This is a genomic window from Streptomyces sp. NPDC058691 (assembly GCF_042714775.1).
Taxonomy (GTDB): domain Bacteria; phylum Actinomycetota; class Actinomycetes; order Streptomycetales; family Streptomycetaceae; genus Actinacidiphila.
In genome coordinates, this window is the sequence record NZ_JBHXSO010000015.1 from 46,801 (window position 1) to 61,590 (window position 14,790).

Sequence of the window (14,790 nt, forward strand, 5' to 3'; positions counted from 1 at the left end):
CCCGCCGTATACGATCCGTTGCCTCACGGTCGACAGCGGGCTGATCTGGAGGCCGGCCATCCCTCGAATGGCGTATCCCCAGGTGCTGTGCACATGATGGTCGTGTGAGGGCGATTTCGAGTTCTGCCTCCTCGCCGGGGTGCCTGCCGTAAGGAGGGCGGGGACGCCTGTCCGGGAGGCGGTGAGGAAAATCGTCCGTCCCTTTGGCGTGTGCGGACACCGGTGCATGAGCGGTTGGTGGCCGCTCGCCGCCAAACCGAATCACGTGACCCGCACGTTTCCTCTGTGCTCGATGTCCGGGGAAGGCATTTCTACCCAAGGAGCAGAGACATGACGTCGCACACTGTCCCACCGACTGCGCGTCTCTCCGAGCACGAAGCGGCCGTAGGGTTCACGGCGTCCCGGCAGATGTCAGAGGCCCTTCAGGCGATCCTTGTCGAGCTGGTCGAACTGCATCTGCAGGGCAAGCAGGCCCACTGGAATCTGGTCGGCCACAACTTCAGGGACCTGCACAAGCAACTGGACCACATCGTGGACGACGCCCGCGAAGCCAGCGACACGATAGCCGAGCGTATGAGGGCTCTCCACGCCGTCCCGGACGGGCGCTCCGACACCGTCGCGGCCACCACGACCCTGCCCAAGTTCCCCGAAGGAGAGCTGAGCGTGGCAGCCGTGGTGGACTCCATCACGACGCGCCTGCACGCGGCGACCGCGACCATGCGGCGCCTGCACGATGGCGTGGACGCCGAGGACCCGTCCACCGCGGACCTCCTCCACTCGATCATCGACACCCTCGAACAGCACGCCTGGATGGTCAGCGCCGAGAACCGCCAGGTCTGACGCACCGGCCCGCGGCCGGCGCGCGAGCTCGAAGCCGGCACGCGAAGTGGAGGGCTGAGCGGCGTCACGCTGCTCCGAGGCCCAGGAGCCGACGCCAGCCGCTCCTGGGGGCCCGCAGGGGCGGCTGAGGCGACTGAGGCGGCAGTGACGGTGCCGCCGCCGGGACCGCGAGACCGGGCGGCGGCTCGCTCCCCGGCCAGGGCGCCGGGCGAAGGGCGCGCGCCCGCAGCAAGGCATCGGCCAACGAGACCTGCGCGAAGGCGACCTCGTCGGGATGGTCCGCCACGATGTGGGCGTCGATCATCTCGCGCACGGCATACGAACCGGTGTGCCCGGACGGAAGTGCGGGCCGCAAGCGGCGCAGATACGCCCGCTCGTTCGGCTCCGGCACGGCCTCGGCCGCCGCCTCCGGACCCAGCAGTGCGGCCCAGGCGGCCGCCTCACCCCAGGCGTCGGCGGCATCCCGGACCATCTCCTCCACCCGCCGTGCCCGCCAGGCACGGGGGCGGTGGTCCTCGCCCTCGTCCAGCGCGTCCCGCAGTGCGGCCGGAAGACGGCCCGCGAGCAAGGCCGGCTGGGCGACCGCCAGTTGCCGCACCTCCTCGGCCAGATAGAGCCAGACGACGGCCCGATACCGGTTCACGTACCACCGCACGGGGCGGATGAGGCCGCCCTTGGCGAGTCTGGTGAACCGGTCGCGTGTGATGCCGATGAGCTCACCGCCCTCGACGCTTCCCACCAGTCGCAGCCGTTCCCTGAGGGCTTCCGGGAAACCCTCCTCGGCCCGCAGTCGTTCCACGTCCGACCGCACCACACGCCGCCGCCCTCCGGCCGCGGGCGTCGTGCGGATCTCTCCCACCTGCAGCGCGACCTCGAACTCGGCCGCCTCGAGGCCCAGTTCCTCCCGCGCGCGTCGCACGCCGAGTGCTTCCGCGACGACAAGCTCCTGCACACCCATGTCGGTCCCCCGTCTTCCATGACCGTTCGTCACTGACAGTCACGAAGGTAGAACATGGCACCGACACCCGGCATGGGCCTGTGGATAACTCGGTCACCCTCCGGGGTCACGGACGCCCCAAGCCCGGCGGCACGGTCCGCCACCACCGACATCCGGCCGCGGACGGCCGTCTCACAAGGCCCGCAGTCCGGCGATGACGTCCTGCAGCACCCCGACGTCCGGCAGTTCGGCCGGCGGGACGGGGCGGATGGCCCGCAGGTGGCCCTCGCGCAGCAGGTCGCCGAGGAGCACCCGCACCACGCCCAGGGCGAGGTCGGCCTCCGACGCGAGGTCGGCGACGGACAGCGGGCCGTCACGGCACAGGTCGAGCAGCGTGAGGTGCTCGTCGTCGAGGCCCTCCTCGGACACGGCGGCGACGGCTGTGTGGCCGGCGTGACCGGTACGGGCGGTGCCCGCAGCGATCATCACGGCTATCAGGTCGACGTCGCCGTCCGAGTCCGGCCGCGTACGGCCGCCGGTGATGGTGTAGGCGCGCACCATCGGACCGGCCTCGTCGTCATACCAGAGCGCGCCCTCGTCCTCCGGCGGGCTCGGCGTCATGCTTCATCACTCCCCAGGAGCCGCCGCGTCGTGCCGGCGCGGTGCGACACCGAGGTGCTCACCGACCCGGTGAACCATGAGGGTCATCTCGTAGGCGATCTGGCCGACGTCCGCCTGGACCCCGCTCAGCACCGACAGGCAACTGCCCTCGCCTGCGGCCGTGACGAAGAGGAAGCCGTCGTCGAACTCCACCATCGTCTGCCGCACGCCACCGGCGTCGAAGTGCCGGCCGGCGCCCTTGGCGAGGCTGTGGAACCCGGACGAGACGGCGGCCAGGTGCTCGGCCGTCGCGCGATCGAGACTCGTGCTCGCACCGGTCACCAGACCGTCGCTGGACAGCACGAGCGCGTGCCGTACGTGCGGCACCCGTTCCGTCAGGTCGTCCATCATCCACGTGAGTCCGTTGCTCACGGTCATCCCCCGCTGCCCCCGTTCTCCGCAGTCCCGTGCGGTGTCGCCGCGTCCCTGCCGCGGGCGAGGCCGCGCGTGAACGCCGTCATGGTGGAACGAGCCTCTTCCGGAGATCGTTCCCTTTCCGGTCCGCCGGCCGGCGGCTCGGCCGGGCTGTCGTGCACGGCGTCCTCCCTGAGCTGCGCTACGAGACTGGCCTGTCGCACCCGCTTGGGCAAGCCCGCCCCGGTGCGCCCGTCCTCCTTGGGCCGCGAGGGGCCGCGGGGTGTCCGCGGCGTGCGCGGGGCCTTGTCGGCGCGGTCGCCACCAGGCGGTTCCGCCACCGACCGGGGCCGCAGCACGTGCTCACCGGTCTCGGCGTCGTCCGACGCACCGTCGACCAGCACGGCCTGCGGAATCATCACCACGGCCACGGTGCCGTCGTACCGGCCCCGGCGCAACGCGACCTTCACCCCCTGGCGGGCCGCGAGGCGTCCGACCGTGAACAGCCCGAGGCGGTCGGTCTCCGGCAGGTCCGTACCGGCGGCGGCCTCGCCCATCGCGCCGTTGGCCTCGGCAAGGCGTTCGGCGCTCATGCCCAGACCGCGGTCCTCGATCTCCAGGACGTAGCCGCCGCCGACCACCTCGCCCCGCACCTCGACCCTGCTCTCGGGCGGGGAGAACGCGGTCGCGTTGTCGATGAGTTCGGCCAGCAGGTGGAGCACGTCGGCGACGGCGGAACCGACCAGCGCCACCCTGGGCATACGCCGTACGACCACGCGCTGGTAGTCCTCCACCTCCCCGACCGCCGCCCTGGCCACCTCCGCGAGCCGTACCGGGCGCCGCCAGGCGCGGCCCGGGGCGTTGCCGGAGAGGATCAGCAGACCCTCGGCGTGCCGCCGCATGCGCACGGCGATGTGGTCGACGCGGAAGAGGTCGTCGAGCTCGGCCGGGTCCTGGGAGCGGCGTTCCATTCCGTCCAGAAGGGTGAGCTGACGGTGCAGCAGTACCTGGCTGCGCCGGGCGAGGTTGGTGAAGACCGCCGACACCCCGCGCCGCATCCGCTCCTGGTCGACGGCCGCCTGCACCGCGGCGCGCTGGGCGGTGTTGAAGGCCCTTCCGACCTGACCGATCTCGTCAGCGCCCAGGCGCAGTTCGGGGGCGGCGCGAGCCACGGCCCCGTCGTCGAGTTCCTCACCGGACCGCAGGCGGTGCAAGACCTCTGGAAGCCGGGTTCCCGACAGTTCCAGCGCCTCGTTGCGCAGCAGGGTGAGCCGTCGGGCGATGCCACGGCCGATCAGGAGCGAGACCGTGAGGGACAGGACGACCGCGAGCAGGCCCGCGAGACTGACGGCGCCGGTCCTGAGGAGGACGCTCATGCCGTCGTCCCGAGCCTGGGTGCCGATGTCGCGGGCGGCCTCCAGATTGATGGTGCTGAGCACGGCGAGGGCACTGTCGGCGTTGGAGCGCCAGCGCTCGTACGAGACGACGTTCCCGACGTCCGCGGCGCCCGCGGAGCGCACGGCGGTCTCCATGGAGTCCAGCGACCAGGCGACGCTGCCGCCGTCGAACTGGTCGAGGCGTTCCTTGGCCGACTTGGCCAGTTCGGGGTCGACGATCGAATGCAGCAGCTTCCGGCCGTCCACTGTGCTGATGAAATCACGGTACTGACTGACCGTCATGGACTGGCCGGCCAGCACAGCGCTGATCATGGCGTCCTCGCGGGAAAGCAACTCCCTTGCGCGCACGAGCTCGATGACCAGTCCGCCCTGGTGGGCCACCTCGCCGCTCTGCAGGGCCGCCAGCGCGCCGCGCAACCGGAAGGTGGGGTCGATCACAGACGTGTAGCGGTGCAGCGCCATGGACCAGCCGATGCCGCGCTGCCGCACATCGGCGCGCAGCTGCCGCAGATCCTCCGCGGCGGTGACGAGTTCGGTCAGTCGTTGCGTCTGCACCCGGTCCAGTGGAGCGCCGCGGGCCTGCTCACGCGCGTGGTCGCGGACGACGGCGAGCAGCTGGTCGGTGCGCTTCTCGCCTTGTGTCAGCTCCGTGCCGCCCTGTGCGCCGTCGGAGGCGACATAGGTGACGGCGAGGCGTCGTTCCACCTGCAGCGCGCGGGCCAGATCGTCGGCCGGGGTGCCGTAGTAGCGGTAGGTCTCGGCGATCCCGATGAGGGCGAAGGCTCCGCGTACCGAGGTGTAGGTGCTGTACGTCCACAGACCCGCCAGCGACAGGAGCGGCACCATGATCAGTGCCACGAGTTGCGTGCGGATGGTGCGGGGGCGCAGGCGCATGCGTCAGGTCCTCGGTCGACCATGGGTTCGATACGGAAGGGCACAGTCTGGCCGAAGGAGGCCCCCTGACAGGCGGCGACTGTGACATGTCACAGCCCGGGACGGCCGCCGGCCGTCGAATCCCGTCGAATCGGCCGGATGCGCGTTCACGCCACGCTAACGATCCTGCATTGCCGCGGAAACGCCCGTGTCGCACGCTGGAGGGATGGAACGGGGACGAGTGGTGCGCCGCGTCATCGGTCCTGTCCCCGAGGCCGAGGACAGCCCGGGGAACATCCCCTTGGTCCATCGCGACATCCACGGCTACCGCCGCGCCTTCCGCGTCGGCGGGAGCGGCCCCCCGCTGCTGCTGATCCACGGGCTCGGCGACACCTCGGCTACGTGGTCGCACATCCTCCCCCGGCTGGGCCGGCACCACACCGTCATCGCACCCGACCTCCTGGGCCACGGGGAGAGCGAGCGACCCCGCGCGGACTACGCGGTCGCCGCCTACGCCTGCGGCATGCGGGATCTGCTGGGCGTACTCGAAGTGGACAGGGTCTCGGTCGTCGGCCACTCCCTGGGCGCGGGCGTCGCCATGCAGTTCGCCTACCAGTTCCCCGAGCGTTGCGAACGGCTGGTGATCGTCGGCGGAGGAGGCGTCGGACCCGAGGTGCACCCGTTACTGCGGCTCGCCGCGGGGCCCGGCTCGGAGGTCGCGCTGCCGCTGGCCACCTCACCGCCCGTCCGCCACGCCCTGCGGCTCGTCGCGCCCGTCCTGCGGCGCACCGGCGGCCTCGGGCTGGGCCGGCACGACTTCGACTACGTCCTGGAGCGCTACCTCGCCCTGGACAGCGGCAAGGCGCGTCAGGCGTTCCTGCGCACCTTGCGCGCGGGCGTGGACCTGCGCGGTCAGGTCATCACCATGATGGACCGCAGCTACCTGACGGCGGGGCTGCCCACCCTCATCATGTGGGGAGAGCACGACGGGGTCATTCCCGTACGTCACGCCGTCATGGCGCACGCGGCGATGCCCGGCAGCCGCCTGGAACTGTTCGAGGACGCCGGGCACTTCCCGCACCATGACGCGCCGGAGCGTTTCGTCTCCGTGCTGGAGGACTTCCTCGCCACGACGTCGCCCCAGGAGTACGACCCCGTGCACTGGCGACGCCTGCTGCGCCGGGGACGCACCGATGTGCCGCTCTACCAGGAGGCGGAGGCGCCGCACCCGTCCAGCGGCTCCTGAACGCCCCTTCGGTGCCCTGCCGGGGCAGGATGGGGGCATGGGACACAGGATGACCGAAGAAGAGTGGCGGGCCTTCGTGTCCGCCGGTACGCGGACGGGCAAGCTGGCGACGGTCCGCGCGGACGGGCGGCCGCACATCGCCCCCATCTGGTTCTTGCTGGACGGGGACGATCTGGTCTTCAACACCGGTGCGGGAACCGCCAAGGGGCGCAACATCACGCGCGACGGCCGGATCGCCCTCTGCGTGGACGATGACCGGCCGCCGTTCTCGTTCGTGGTTCTCGAAGGCCGCGCCGAGGTGAGCGAGGATCCGGGCCCGCTGCTGGAGTGGGCCACCAGGATCGCGGCCCGCTACATGGGGGAAGAGCGGGCCGAGGAGTACGGGAAGCGCAATGGTGTGCCCGGCGAGCTGCTGGTGCGCGTACGGATCGACAAGGTGCTCGCCGAGGCGGACGTGGCCGGCTGACCCGCAAGGGCGGGCCGGCCACGCCGGCTCAGTTGATCGGCTTGCCGCCGTTGGCCTTCTTGCCGTTCGCGGCCATCGCCCACCAAGTGCCGCCGACACCGTGACCGTTGGTGTCGCCGGCCTTGGTGTCGCCGGTGTACCAGTAGACGGGCCAGCAGTTGTACGACAGCTGCTTGGTGCCGTCCGACCTGGTGTAGGTGCTGACGAGCTTGGGGTTGAGGCCCGCGGCCTCGGCCTCCGCCTTGGAGACGGGCTTGGCCGGCGGCCACTTCTTCAGGCAGTCGCCCGTGCAGTTCGACACCATCGGCCAGTCGGTGTCCTTGTCGAAGCGGTAGAGCGTGCGCCCCTTGAAGTCGACCAGGATGTCGGCCAGCTTCGCGTCGTTGACGACCGACAGGATGGGCCACTTCTTGTCCGACGCCGCTTCCGCGTCGTCCCCGGAGCCACTGCTGTCGTCGCCGTAGCCGTAGCCGTCGTCGGAACTCGCGGAAGGACTCGCCGCCGACGGGTCGTCGTAGCCGTAGCCGTCCGAGGAGGAGGCACCGGGCTGGGCCGACTGGGCCGCGTTCTGCTGCTGGGCCGCGGGGGCCACATTGCTCGCCTGGTCGTAACCGGACGACGACCCGCTGCCGCAGGCGGTGACGAGGAGAAGGGCAGCGGCCGTTCCGGCGACTGCGGCACCGATCCGCTTGTGCATCTGAACTCCTAGCGCGATAGAGGCTCGGGGGCCGTGCGCCCCGCCTGCCCACCCGTACGCACCCTCCTCGGAAGCCTCTCAATGCACGGTGTTATTCATTTTTCGCCAAGCCGTTCTGCTAGGGTGCCCGCCTGCCGACGGGCCGTCAGCTCACCGACTCCAGCAGACGGGCCGCGTGCATCCGCCCCGCGTGCTCCACGAGCGCGACGAGCACGTCCCTGCTGGAGGTCCGCTCGCGGGCGTCGCACGTCAGCACAGGGGTGCCGTCCTCCAGATCGAGCGCCCTGGCGATGTCCTCGGGGCCGTGGTCGCGCGCCCCGGGGAAGCGGTTGACTGCCACCGCGAAGGGGATGCGCCGGTGCTCGAAGAAGTCCACCGCGGGAAAGCAGTCCTCCAGGCGGCGGGTGTCCGCCAGCACGACCGCGCCGAGCGCACCCCGGGCCAGCTCGTCCCAGAGGAACCAGAAGCGGTCCTGCCCCGGCGTGCCGAACAGGTAGAGCGACAGGCCCGCCCTGATGGTGATACGGCCGAAGTCCATCGCGACGGTGGTGGTCGTCTTGCGCTCCACCCCACCGATATCGTCTACGTCCCGCCCGACCTCGGTGAGCTGCTCCTCGGTGCGCAGCGGCCGGATCTCGCTCACGGCCCCCACCAGCGTGGTCTTGCCGACCCCGAAACCGCCGGCGATGAGGATCTTCAGCGCCATGGGCGGTGTGTCAGAGTGCCCGGAGTCCATCGATCACCTCTCGCAGAATGCTCACGTCAGGGAGTTGCGCCGGTGGCACGGGACCGCGGATCCGTACGCAGCCGAGCACCAGCAGGTCGCCGAGCAGGACGCGCACGACGCCCACCGGCAGGTCGGATTCGGCCGCCAGTTCCGCGACCGACTGGGCGTTGCGCCGGCACAGCGCGAGCATCGCGGCGTGCTCGGGGGAGAGCGACGGGTCGTCGGCCGCACCTGGTTCGGCCATCACCTGGGCGATCAGGTCCAGTCCCGCACCGGCCGTGCCGGGGCGGGTACGGCCGCCGGTCAGGGCGTACGGCCGCACCATGGGTCCGGCTTCGTCGTCGTACCAGTGATCGCCAGGACGACGTGAGTACCCGCCGTTCATCACCCCTCTGCCCGGTCAGCCGGCGGCCGGGCCGGCGGCCCCGAGGCGCGGCGGTGTGTGCAGGTGCTCGCCGACGCGCTTGACGAGTCTGGCCATCTCGTAGGCGATCATGCCGACGTCGGCGCCGGCAGTGGTGAACACCGCGAGGCAGGAACCCTCGCCCGCGGCTGCCACGAACAGGAAGCCGTGGTCGAGTTCGACCATGGTCTGCCGGACCGGCCCTGCGTCGAAGTGCCGGCCCGCGCCCTTGGCGAGGCTGTGGAAGCCCGAGGCGACGGCCGCCAGGTGCTCGGCGTCCTCGCGGCTGAGTCCGCGTGAGGCACCCACCGCCAGGCCGTCGCCGGACAGCACCACGGCGTGGCGGACCTGGGTGACCCGGTCGGTGAGGTCGTCCAGGAGCCAGTCCAGCTCACCGGACCGGTTCGATGCGTCGATCATCCGTGCTCTCCTTCGCGGAATGCCCTGCCGGGGGTACGGCCGGTGTCGGGGTCGCCGTTGTCCGGCGTCGTACGCGGGCCGTCGTGGCCGCGGGTGGCGCCGTGGCCGTGCTCGGGCGGCGGAGCGGCCCGCAGGGGACGGAGGGCGGCCCTGTCCCCGTCCCCGTCGGCCTCGTGCGGCAGGGCGCCACCGCCGCGGATCCAGCCGCTGCGATAGGCCGCCACGGTCGCGCGTGCCTGCTCGGGGGAGCGTTCGGGCGCCTCCCGTGCCGGCCCCGTGGTCGAGGTGCCGTCCGCAGCGGGCCGTTCGAGCAGTTGCGGCGCCAGGCTGGCCCGCCGTACCCGGCGCGGGAGCGGGCCGTCCCCGTCGGGCGTCGGCGCCGGGGTCGGCTCGGGTGCGGCGGAGGCCGGCGCGGGGGCGGGGGCGGGGGCCGACGCGGGGGCGGCCGTCGGCACGGAGGCAGGCTCGCGTCGGTCCGGCACCGGGCGAGGCGTGGAGGGGCGCGGTGGTCCGTCGCCGGTGCCGCGCGGGGACGCCATCGCCGCGGGCACCGGCTCCTCGGCCAAGGCGCCGTTGCCGTGGACCGTGGGCGCCGCGACCCTCGTTCCGGGCGCCCTGGTGGCGCCGGCTTCCTCTGCGCCCGTCTCCAGCAGGGCGCTGGGCAGCAGGACGACAGCAGTGGTGCCCCCGTACGGCGAGGGTCGCAGGGCGACTTTGACGTCGTGCCGGGCGGCGAGCCGGCTCACGACGAACAGGCCGAGCCGATCGCTGTCGAAGAGGTCGAGCGCCTGGGACTGTCCGATGCGGCGGTTGGCCTCCGCCATGGCCTCCCCGCCCATGCCGAGCCCGCGGTCCTCCACCTCCAGGACGAAGCCGTTGCCGACCTGCTCGCCGTACACGCGCACCTTCGTGTGCGGCGGCGAGAACTGGGTGGCGTTCTCGACCAGTTCGGCCACCAGGTGCGTGAGGTCGGCGACCGCGGCGCCGACCACGGCCGTCCGGGGCAGCCGCCGGACCTCGACGCGTGCGTAGTCCTCGACCTCGGCGACCGCCGCGCGCACCACATTGGCGAGCGGGACGGGCTTGCGCCAGGCGCGGCCGGGTGCCGCCCCCGAGAGGATGATCAGTCCTTCCGCGTGGCGCCGCATCCGGGTGCTGAGGTGGTCGAGCCGGAACAGGTCCTCCAGTTCCTCCGGGTCCTCCGTGCGCCGCTCCATGGTGTCGAGCAGGGCGAGCTGACGGTGCACCAGGACCTGGCTGCGGCGGGCGAGGTTGACGAAGACCCCGGAGACGCCGCTCAGGAGTTCGGCGCGTTCGGCGGCGGCCCGCAGGGCCGAGCGCTGCACGGTGGCCAGGGCCTCGGCGACCTGCCCGATCTCGTCACTGCCATGGCGCCCGATCGGGGCCTCGGCCTCCAGGTCGATCGTCTCCCCCGCGCGCAGCCGCCGCATGGCGCGCGGCAGTTTGCGCCGTGCGAGGTCGAACGCGGTATTGCGCAGCCCGACGAGTTCGACGACCAGGCCGCGTCCGATGCGCACCGAGATGAGCAGCGAGGCGACCACGGCGATCAGCCCGAGCAGCACGGCCACGCCCGACTGGCTGAGGAGGCTGTGCAGGACGGGCTCCTGGGAGGGGGCCGTACCGACCGCGATCTCCGCCAGTCCGCTCGAGACCCGGCCGGCGGGCCGGTCCCAGTCGGTGGCCGGCGCCGCGGCGGCCGCGGCCTTGCCGGGGCCCGCGGCCAGGACGGCGTCCTCGACCACCGCGAGGTCCGCATACTCCTCCGAACCGCTGAGCCTGTCCCAGGCACGGCGCGTGTCGCCGGTCAGCCCGGGCGCGGCGGCGGCAAGGAGCAGCCGGCGGGCGCGGATGGCCCCGCTGACATCCCCGTAGCGCGCGGTGGGCAGGTCGTGTCCGAGGGCGGCGGTGGAGAGCAGGGCGTCCTCGCAGGCCAGTTGTTCCGCCGCGCGTCCGACGTCCAGGGCGACGCGGGCCTGCGGCGAGTCGGCGAGGGCGGCGGCGATGGCGAAGGCATCGCTGATCGCGTCCGTGTAGGCCTGGTAGACCCGGCCCCATTCCGCGCGTGCCCCGGTGTCGCCGGGGCGCAGCGCGTCGAGACCGTCCACGGCTCCCACGAAGGCGCGCACACGGGCGGCGACTTCGCCGGGCAGACCGGTCCCGTCGGCGACGGTGTGGTCCTTGCCGAGGCGGAGCCTGGCGACGGCCTGGCCGGTCGCCGCGGTGCGGCGCCTCAGCTCGGCCGCGGTGGCGGACCGCGGGTCCGCCAGGTAGTGCCCTGCGGCGCGGCGTTCGGCCTCCAGCGCGGTGATGGTGGTGATGACCGGTTCGCGGATCGTTTCTGCAATGCGCTGTGCACGGAATTGACGGGATATGTCCTGCGCCGTGGTGACCGCCGCGATGGCCCACAGCGCCATGAGGGAGACGACGGGCACCATCAGGAGGCAGATGATCTTCGCGCGGACGGTTCTGGGCCGCAGGCCGGGCAGGGAGCTCCGCTGCGGCCGTTCGTCGGCGGGCAGACCGGCGTGCGCGCGGCGGCCGTGCTGAGGTGTCATGCGGTGCCCTCCCCGAACCGCGTGGCGGCCGCCGAGGCCCCGCGTTCCCGCGCTGTCGGGGAGAGCGCGACGAAGGCCGAGGTGAGAAAGAGATACGAACCGAGGCCGACGATGAGCGGGAAGAGGAAGGCGGTGGCCCCCGCCCCGCCCAGGTCGGCGGCCGAGGGCCGCACGTCCACCCGCACGGCGAGCATCCCCGTGTAGTGCATGCTGCTCACCGCGGCACCCATGACGAGCGACGCCCCCGCGACGACCACGGGCCGGTGCACGGTGAGCACCGCCCATAGCGCGGCGGTCGCGGCGACCACCGCGATGGACACGGACAGTGCCACGGTCCACGGATCGTAGGAGACCCCACCGTGCAGACGCATCGCCGCCATCCCGAGGTAATGCATGCTCGCGACGCCGAGGCCCGTGGTGAGCCCGCCGGCCGCCAGCGCCACGAAACGCCCCTTGCCGTAGCCGACGGCGAAGACGCCCATGCCGACGACCAGGAGGGCGACCAGCAGACTCACCACGGTGAGCGGCACGTTGTAACGGATCTCTGTGCCGTTGACGCGGAAGCCGAGCATTGCGACGAAGTGCATCGTCCAGATGCCGGTGGCCAACGCGCTCGTCGCCGTGAGAAGCCAGTTGCGGCGGGAGCGGCCGGTGGCGGCCAGGGCGCGGCCGGTGCAGCGCAGTCCGAGGGCCGCGCCGACGCACGCCATGGCGTACGAGAGCAGCGGCGTCAGCCAGCCGAAGGCGGCGTGGTCCATGTGTCCCATGGCCACCGGACGCTAGTGCGGGGGCGGCACCGGGCCTCGGCCATGACGGAACCCTGCGTTTATTGACAGCGTGCTTTCCCCAGGCGGTGCCGAACGATCGCGCAGCGGCCGAACCTGCACAGGGCGTGGATGTTTCATGAGCCGTGTGGCGCATACATGATGACCCCCACGCCTACGGGCCACACCAGCGCCCCTATGGAGTGGAAGCGGCCGCCCGGTAGCCGTCCGAGACCATGCCCGCGTGAGCGGGCCGACGACGATCCGCCGCCAAAGGTGACCGGAATGCGGCCGCATTCGGCGTCCGGCGGCAAGGTGGCGACCCATCCGGGACCGGCCCGGCGCGAGCACCCGGTACCGGTCCGCGCCCAGCCGCGGTTGTCCGGGTGAACGCGGCGTGATCATGCGACCATGGGGGCTCGCGCCGTGCGCCGCCCCGACCGCGCGCCCCCACCGGAGGTGTCCGACCGTGCGTTCCGACCCCGCTCACGTACGTGAGTTCTTCGCCGCCCGGGCCGCCGGCTGGGACACCCGCTTCCCCGACGACGGTCCCGCGTACGAGGCGGCGGTGGCGCAACTCGGCCTGCGCCCGGGGCAGGCCGTGCTCGACGCCGGATGCGGCACGGGACGCGCGCTTCCCTTCCTGCGGCGCGCGGTGGGCCCCTCGGGGACGGTCGTGGGCGCCGACCTGACACCGGAGATGCTGACCGCCGCCGTCCGGGCGGGCCGTGCGGCGGACGGTGTCCTGGTGCTCGCCGACTGTGCGTGCCTGCCACTGCGCGACGGAGTCGTGGACGCCGTTTTCGCGGCGGGGCTCATCGGGCACCTGCCGGACCCCGTGGCGTGCCTGCGCGAACTGGCCCGGGTCACCCGGCCCGGCGGACTGCTGGCCCTCTTCCACCCTCTCGGCCGGGCCGCCCTGGCCGCCCGACAGGGCCGCCGACTCACGCCCGACGACCTGCGCGCCGAGCCCAACCTGCGACCCCTGCTCGAGGGAGCGGGCTGGACCATGACCGGCTACACGGACTCCGAGGACCGGTTCCTGGCGATGGCCTCCACGAAGGCGTAGGCGTTGTCGAACATGATGTTGTGGCCTGCTCCGGGCACGGTCACCACCGACACCCCCGCCGCCACCAGCCCCTGACGCCCGGCGAGTTCCCCGCTGCGCTCCCCCATCAGGTAGGTGCGCGGAACGGTCAGGGAGAGCAGGAGCGCGCGCATCGTGGGCTCGGTTCCCCGCATCAGGCCGGTCGCGCTTCGGTGCAAGGCCACGGGATCGGCGAGCCGCATCGTGGCACCCCACTGCGGTCCGACACGCTCCAGGACGCGGGCCAAGCCCCCGCCGTGCACGAACTCCTCCTCTGTGAAGGCGGAGATGCCGCTGCTGCCCGCCGTCACCGGCGGACGGGGATCCAGGTTCGCCTCCGCCAGCACCAGGCGGGCGACCAGGTCCGGCCGGCGTGCCGCGAGCACAATGGCGACGGCCCCGCCCATGCTGTGGCCGACCACCTCCGCACCGGTCACGCCGGCGGCGTCAAGGGCGGCCGCGACGGCGTCCGCGTGGTCCTCCAGCCGGTAGCCGAAGTCCGCCGGACGGTCGCTGATGCCGAAACCTGGCAGGTCGACCAGGAGGGACCGACGCCGCGGCAGGGCGGGATGCCCGGCGATGTGCGCGAAGTAGACGGCGGATGTCGCTCCCAGCCCGTGCAGATAGACCCGCGCGGGGTCCTCGCCCGCCGACTCCGTCCAGCGGATGTGGGCGCCGTCCTCGGTGAACCGTGTCTGTTGCATGACCGCGACTATACATCGGTGGCGATGTATTGCCCATCCGATGTACTACGCGGATGGTGGAGAATGGCGGCATGCTGGAGCTCGCGATCCTGGGATTCCTGTTCGACGACGCCTTGCACGGCTACGAACTGCGCAAACGCATCGCCGCGCTCACGGGGCACGTCAAGCCCGTCGCGGAGAGCACGCTCTACCCGGCCATCAAACGGATGGAGAAGGCCGGCCTGCTGCGACGCGAGACCCGCCCGGGCGCGGTCGCCGCCCCGCGCCACGAGCTCACGCTCACCGACGAGGGCCGCGCCGAACTCCGCCGCCGGCTCGCCGAACCCTCCGGCCTCGACATCTCGGACGAGAACCGCTGGTTCACCGTGCTCGCCTTCCTGCGGCACCTGGACGACCCGGCCGCCCAGGCCGCGGTGCTGCGCCGCCGCATGGCCTTCCTGGAAGAGCCGTCCGGGTTCTTCTACGAGGGCGAACGGCCGCTGCGCGCGGAGGAGGTCCAGGACCCCTTCCGGCGCGGAGTGCTGACCATCGCGCGGGCCACCACCAAGGCAGAGCTGACGTGGCTGCGCGGCACACTGGCCGAACTCGACGTCCAGACTCCCTAGGGCCGTCCCTCCCGTCTTTCCGGCCGCGCGCGTC

Annotated in this window: 16 protein-coding genes; 5 read left to right on the forward strand and 11 right to left on the reverse strand. The window is 72.3% G+C overall.

What is annotated here, in order from left to right:
- Nucleotides 1–330 precede the first annotated feature (330 nt).
- Nucleotides 331–840, forward strand: a complete 510-nt coding sequence (locus ACFWVC_RS13010) for a Dps family protein (protein ID WP_384283442.1) — start codon at nucleotides 331–333, stop codon at nucleotides 838–840.
- Nucleotides 841–904: 64 nt separating this feature from the next.
- Here the strand turns inward: ACFWVC_RS13010 and ACFWVC_RS13015 are convergent, their stop codons facing one another.
- From ACFWVC_RS13015 to ACFWVC_RS13030, 4 genes are all read right to left on the reverse strand, one after another.
- Nucleotides 905–1,798 (reverse strand): DUF6397 family protein, encoded by an 894-nt coding sequence (locus ACFWVC_RS13015; protein ID WP_384283446.1) that lies wholly within the window; start codon nucleotides 1,796–1,798, stop codon nucleotides 905–907.
- Nucleotides 1,799–1,969: 171 nt separating this feature from the next.
- Nucleotides 1,970–2,398 carry a DUF742 domain-containing protein gene (locus ACFWVC_RS13020; RefSeq protein WP_384283451.1) on the reverse strand — a complete coding sequence of 143 codons (429 nt, stop codon included), beginning with the start codon at nucleotides 2,396–2,398 and terminating at the stop codon, nucleotides 1,970–1,972.
- Nucleotides 2,399–2,404: 6 nt separating this feature from the next.
- Nucleotides 2,405–2,815: a roadblock/LC7 domain-containing protein gene (locus tag ACFWVC_RS13025; protein ID WP_384283456.1), complete on the reverse strand. Its 411-nt coding sequence runs from the start codon at nucleotides 2,813–2,815 to the stop codon at nucleotides 2,405–2,407.
- On the reverse strand, nucleotides 2,812–5,082 hold the full coding sequence (locus ACFWVC_RS13030) for a nitrate- and nitrite sensing domain-containing protein (protein WP_384283461.1): 2,271 nt from the start codon (nucleotides 5,080–5,082) through the stop codon (nucleotides 2,812–2,814). Before ACFWVC_RS13030 ends, ACFWVC_RS13025 begins: the two co-directional genes overlap by 4 nt.
- 205 nt (nucleotides 5,083–5,287) lie before the next feature.
- Between ACFWVC_RS13030 and ACFWVC_RS13035 the strand changes: the two genes are divergently transcribed.
- Together ACFWVC_RS13035 and ACFWVC_RS13040 are read left to right on the forward strand one after the other, a co-directional pair.
- Nucleotides 5,288–6,307: an alpha/beta fold hydrolase gene (locus ACFWVC_RS13035; RefSeq protein WP_384283465.1), complete on the forward strand. Its 1,020-nt coding sequence runs from the start codon at nucleotides 5,288–5,290 to the stop codon at nucleotides 6,305–6,307.
- A 37-nt stretch (nucleotides 6,308–6,344) separates the two neighbouring features.
- Nucleotides 6,345–6,773, forward strand: a complete 429-nt coding sequence (locus tag ACFWVC_RS13040) for a PPOX class F420-dependent oxidoreductase (protein WP_384283468.1) — start codon at nucleotides 6,345–6,347, stop codon at nucleotides 6,771–6,773.
- Nucleotides 6,774–6,801: 28 nt separating this feature from the next.
- Here the strand turns inward: ACFWVC_RS13040 and ACFWVC_RS13045 are convergent, their stop codons facing one another.
- The 6 genes from ACFWVC_RS13045 to ACFWVC_RS13070 all read right to left on the reverse strand — a co-directional run bounded on the left by ACFWVC_RS13045 (nucleotide 6,802) and on the right by ACFWVC_RS13070 (nucleotide 12,363).
- Nucleotides 6,802–7,470 carry a hypothetical protein gene (locus ACFWVC_RS13045; RefSeq protein WP_384283470.1) on the reverse strand — a complete coding sequence of 223 codons (669 nt, stop codon included), beginning with the start codon at nucleotides 7,468–7,470 and terminating at the stop codon, nucleotides 6,802–6,804.
- Nucleotides 7,471–7,615: 145 nt separating this feature from the next.
- The gene (locus ACFWVC_RS13050) at nucleotides 7,616–8,206 is read right to left on the reverse strand and encodes an ATP/GTP-binding protein (RefSeq protein ID WP_384283473.1); all 591 of its coding nucleotides are present in this window, start codon (nucleotides 8,204–8,206) and stop codon (nucleotides 7,616–7,618) included.
- Nucleotides 8,187–8,582 (reverse strand): DUF742 domain-containing protein, encoded by a 396-nt coding sequence (locus ACFWVC_RS13055; protein WP_384283476.1) that lies wholly within the window; start codon nucleotides 8,580–8,582, stop codon nucleotides 8,187–8,189. The genes ACFWVC_RS13050 and ACFWVC_RS13055 overlap by 20 nt, the downstream gene beginning before the upstream one ends.
- A 15-nt stretch (nucleotides 8,583–8,597) precedes the next feature.
- Nucleotides 8,598–9,020, reverse strand: coding sequence for a roadblock/LC7 domain-containing protein (locus ACFWVC_RS13060; protein ID WP_384283479.1), 423 nt, complete (start codon nucleotides 9,018–9,020; stop codon nucleotides 8,598–8,600).
- A complete protein-coding gene (locus ACFWVC_RS13065) occupies nucleotides 9,017–11,596 on the reverse strand; it encodes a nitrate- and nitrite sensing domain-containing protein (RefSeq protein WP_384283481.1) in 2,580 nt (859 codons plus the stop codon). The genes ACFWVC_RS13060 and ACFWVC_RS13065 overlap by 4 nt, the downstream gene beginning before the upstream one ends.
- Nucleotides 11,593–12,363 carry an MHYT domain-containing protein gene (locus ACFWVC_RS13070; protein WP_384283484.1) on the reverse strand — a complete coding sequence of 257 codons (771 nt, stop codon included), beginning with the start codon at nucleotides 12,361–12,363 and terminating at the stop codon, nucleotides 11,593–11,595. The genes ACFWVC_RS13065 and ACFWVC_RS13070 overlap by 4 nt, the downstream gene beginning before the upstream one ends.
- Before the next feature lie 466 nt (nucleotides 12,364–12,829).
- Between ACFWVC_RS13070 and ACFWVC_RS13075 the strand changes: the two genes are divergently transcribed.
- Nucleotides 12,830–13,429 carry a class I SAM-dependent methyltransferase gene (locus tag ACFWVC_RS13075; protein ID WP_384283487.1) on the forward strand — a complete coding sequence of 200 codons (600 nt, stop codon included), beginning with the start codon at nucleotides 12,830–12,832 and terminating at the stop codon, nucleotides 13,427–13,429.
- Here ACFWVC_RS13075 and ACFWVC_RS13080 read toward each other — a convergent pair.
- Complete coding sequence (locus tag ACFWVC_RS13080) at nucleotides 13,378–14,151, reverse strand: alpha/beta fold hydrolase (RefSeq protein WP_384283490.1); 774 nt, start codon at nucleotides 14,149–14,151, stop codon at nucleotides 13,378–13,380. The genes ACFWVC_RS13075 and ACFWVC_RS13080 overlap by 52 nt on opposite strands.
- A gap of 71 nt (nucleotides 14,152–14,222) precedes the next feature.
- Here ACFWVC_RS13080 and ACFWVC_RS13085 point away from each other — a divergent pair, with 71 nt between their 5' ends.
- Nucleotides 14,223–14,756 carry a PadR family transcriptional regulator gene (locus ACFWVC_RS13085; protein WP_384283731.1) on the forward strand — a complete coding sequence of 178 codons (534 nt, stop codon included), beginning with the start codon at nucleotides 14,223–14,225 and terminating at the stop codon, nucleotides 14,754–14,756.
- Nucleotides 14,757–14,790 lie beyond the last annotated feature (34 nt).

What these genes read in the sequence shown, in the direction of transcription:
- ACFWVC_RS13010 (WP_384283442.1), top strand. Translation starts at nt 331, where the DNA reads ATGACGTCGCACACTGTCCCACCGACTGCGCGTCTCTCCGAGCACGAA.
- ACFWVC_RS13015 (WP_384283446.1), bottom strand. Translation starts at nt 1,798, where the DNA reads ATGGGTGTGCAGGAGCTTGTCGTCGCGGAAGCACTCGGCGTGCGACGC.
- ACFWVC_RS13020 (WP_384283451.1), bottom strand. Translation starts at nt 2,398, where the DNA reads ATGACGCCGAGCCCGCCGGAGGACGAGGGCGCGCTCTGGTATGACGAC.
- ACFWVC_RS13025 (WP_384283456.1), bottom strand. Translation starts at nt 2,815, where the DNA reads ATGACCGTGAGCAACGGACTCACGTGGATGATGGACGACCTGACGGAA.
- ACFWVC_RS13030 (WP_384283461.1), bottom strand. Translation starts at nt 5,082, where the DNA reads ATGCGCCTGCGCCCCCGCACCATCCGCACGCAACTCGTGGCACTGATC.
- ACFWVC_RS13035 (WP_384283465.1), top strand. Translation starts at nt 5,288, where the DNA reads ATGGAACGGGGACGAGTGGTGCGCCGCGTCATCGGTCCTGTCCCCGAG.
- ACFWVC_RS13040 (WP_384283468.1), top strand. Translation starts at nt 6,345, where the DNA reads ATGGGACACAGGATGACCGAAGAAGAGTGGCGGGCCTTCGTGTCCGCC.
- ACFWVC_RS13045 (WP_384283470.1), bottom strand. Translation starts at nt 7,470, where the DNA reads ATGCACAAGCGGATCGGTGCCGCAGTCGCCGGAACGGCCGCTGCCCTT.
- ACFWVC_RS13050 (WP_384283473.1), bottom strand. Translation starts at nt 8,206, where the DNA reads ATGGACTCCGGGCACTCTGACACACCGCCCATGGCGCTGAAGATCCTC.
- ACFWVC_RS13055 (WP_384283476.1), bottom strand. Translation starts at nt 8,582, where the DNA reads ATGAACGGCGGGTACTCACGTCGTCCTGGCGATCACTGGTACGACGAC.
- ACFWVC_RS13060 (WP_384283479.1), bottom strand. Translation starts at nt 9,020, where the DNA reads ATGATCGACGCATCGAACCGGTCCGGTGAGCTGGACTGGCTCCTGGAC.
- ACFWVC_RS13065 (WP_384283481.1), bottom strand. Translation starts at nt 11,596, where the DNA reads ATGACACCTCAGCACGGCCGCCGCGCGCACGCCGGTCTGCCCGCCGAC.
- ACFWVC_RS13070 (WP_384283484.1), bottom strand. Translation starts at nt 12,363, where the DNA reads ATGGGACACATGGACCACGCCGCCTTCGGCTGGCTGACGCCGCTGCTC.
- ACFWVC_RS13080 (WP_384283490.1), bottom strand. Translation starts at nt 14,151, where the DNA reads ATGCAACAGACACGGTTCACCGAGGACGGCGCCCACATCCGCTGGACG.
- ACFWVC_RS13085 (WP_384283731.1), top strand. Translation starts at nt 14,223, where the DNA reads ATGCTGGAGCTCGCGATCCTGGGATTCCTGTTCGACGACGCCTTGCAC.